The organism is Bartonella sp. MR168JLCBS, from assembly GCF_042194175.1.
The window spans coordinates 1-521 of the sequence record NZ_JBHIMP010000634.1; the positions used below are offsets into that span (position 1 = coordinate 1).

Sequence of the window (521 nt, forward strand, 5' to 3'; positions counted from 1 at the left end):
CTGCACCTCAGAAAATAGACTTTTCTAGTTTTTTTCTCAAAGAACCAGAATCGCTCTATAAGAGAGATAAGCTTTCAAGGAAATCATATCAAAAGGTATTAGAGGAAGAAAACAAAATTTCTGGATCTCTTGATCAAATGGGCAAGGCTGTTTTTGCGCGTTTACAATTTTTATCGATACTAGATAAAGCTATAACTTTGAAAACTTTTGAAAACGTAGAAAATCGTTTTAAATACCTCCAACATCTGTTTGATGAACTTCAAACAAAAGAAAACCTGAAAGATATTGCAGATCTTCAAACACATATCGATGGTTCATTAGCCATGATCCAAAATGAATCTATAAAGACGCAAATGATAACGCATTTACGTAAAGCTGAGCAATCACTTATCAAAAAGAAAAGACGCGAAGTTGATATGAAAATTTTTAACCATGAAGCAAAAAGGATGCCTACCATACGATAAAAACAAAAGCCAATGTAGAAAGTTCAGTACTATCTGAACAATTCAGAGGGGCAGAAA

The 521-nt window shown here is 33.2% G+C and carries 1 protein-coding gene; it reads left to right on the plus strand.

Translation table 11 applies throughout. The features are described from left to right. Positions 1–464 (plus strand): type IV secretion system protein (locus ACFIK8_RS13115; RefSeq protein ID WP_375669675.1); only part of this gene is annotated, 464 nt, incomplete at its 5' end. Between the last annotated feature and the right edge of the window lie 57 nt (positions 465–521).